2 protein-coding genes are annotated in these 1,932 nt (G+C 52.9%); one reads left to right on the forward strand and one right to left on the reverse strand.

The window, feature by feature from the left end; genetic code table 11:
- Positions 1 to 1,372, forward strand: a 1,372-nt coding sequence (locus ACTF7Q_RS10610) for a mannose-1-phosphate guanylyltransferase/mannose-6-phosphate isomerase (protein WP_438997802.1), incomplete at its 5' end; no start/stop codon positions are given.
- 5 nt (positions 1,373 to 1,377) lie between these two features.
- Here the strand turns inward: ACTF7Q_RS10610 and ACTF7Q_RS10615 are convergent.
- Positions 1,378 to 1,932: ABC transporter permease (locus tag ACTF7Q_RS10615; protein ID WP_438997803.1), on the reverse strand; the 555-nt coding region annotated here is incomplete at its 5' end.

Raw genomic sequence — 1,932 nt, forward strand, 5'->3', positions numbered from 1 at the left:
CTCGCGATTATGGCCATTATCACGCAAAAGCCTGCCAAAGCAATTTGCCTCGATCATTGGTGAACAAAGCCTATTTCATCAGGCGGTCAGTCGCACAAAGCGTGTCGGCTTTGCCAACCCGGTTATCATAACCTCTGAAGACCACCGGTTTCTGGCGCAAAAACAGCTGCGTGAACTGGATGTTGAAGGCACTATTATTCTTGAGCCAAAAGGCAAGAATACGGCACCCGCGGTCTTTACTGCCGCGCTTCATGCCAGCCGCGATCAGGCTGATACTTTGGTGCTGATGATGCCGTCGGATCATCATATCCCAGATAATGATGCTTTTGTCCAGATGGTGGCAACAGGCACCAAAGCGGCGCAAGAGGGAGCGATCGTCACCTTTGGCGTGACCCCTGACCGGCCTGAAACCGGATATGGCTATATTGAGTCTGATATAGTCGGAGAACAGCTTTGCCGCCCGGTTACCGCCTTTCATGAAAAGCCTGATCTGGCCAAAGCCGAAGCGATGCTGGCGGCGGGTAATTATCTTTGGAATGCGGGCATCTTTCTATTTCGTGCTGATGTGATGCTGGCGCTTGCCGCACAATTCCAACCAGCGATGCTAGCATCCGTTCGTACGTCGCTTGACGCCGCTTTAGAGGATAATAATTTCTGGCATCTGGATGCAGAGGCGTGGGACGCCATCATCCCGGACTCGATTGATTATGCGATCATGGAAAAGGCTGACCATATCGCCTGTGTGGCTTTTCAGGGACGCTGGTCGGATTTGGGTGACTGGCGCGCTGTGGTCAATGAATTTGATCCGGATGCTGATGGCAATCTGTCGGTTGGCTGTAGTTCTGCGCTTGACTGTAATAACAGCGTTCTATGGTCAGATGCTGAGGGCATTCATCTGGTTGGTCTGGGGCTGGACAATATCATTGCGGTCGCTACTGATGATGCGGTAATGATTGCCCATGCCGATAAAAGCCAGGATGTCCGCAAGATTGTCACACATCTTGAGGATAAGGGCGTGTCGCAGGCGACCCAGCATATTAAGGATTATCGCCCGTGGGGCTGGTTTGAAAGTCTAGCTAATTTGCCAGGCTATCAGGTCAAGCGTCTGCATGTTTATCCGGGCGCGACCTTATCCTTGCAAAGCCATGAACATCGTTCGGAACATTGGGTGGTGGTTGATGGCACTGCAACCATACAGATCGAAGATGATATTAAAAGCGTCGCCAGCAATGAGTCGGTCTATATCCATGTTGGTCAGAAACATCGCCTAGCCAATGATACCGATGCCCCGCTGACGGTGATCGAGGTGCAGACTGGCAGTTATCTAGGCGAGGACGATATCATCCGCTATGAGGATATATATAACCGCTGATTGACCTAGCTGGGGTGTTCATAGTCAATCAGCCGGTCAAGCGCCATGCTGATCAACGCATAGAGCGTCACCGACATAACCCCCAGCGTTAGCATCGCGGCGAACATCAAATCGGTTTTCACCCGCCCATTGGCCAACAGCATCAGATAGCCCAGCCCTTGTGATGAGCCGACCCATTCGCCTATGGTCGCCCCGATCGGCGCATAGACCGCAGCCAGCTTCAATCCAGATGCTAATGATGGTAGCGCGGCGGGAATCTGGATTTTCAGCATGATGTGCCGGGTACTAGCGCCCATTGTCTGCGCCAGATCGAGATAGCCGCGTGGTGTTTTCATCAGCCCGTCGAAAAAGGCCGAGGTAACAGGAAAGAAAATAATCAGCACGGCCATGGCGATCTTCGACCCCAGCCCATAGCCAAGCCATAGCGTCAGGATCGGTGCCAACGCAAAGACTGGTAAAGCCTGGCTGAAAACGAGTATCGGCCGTAGAAACAATCGCGCCGAGGCTGACATGGCCAGCTGGATCGCCGTGATCACGCCAAGTCCAGCGCCAATGACCAG

The organism is Puniceispirillum sp. (SeqCode) (assembly GCF_965657105.1).
GTDB lineage: Bacteria > Pseudomonadota > Alphaproteobacteria > Puniceispirillales > Puniceispirillaceae > Puniceispirillum.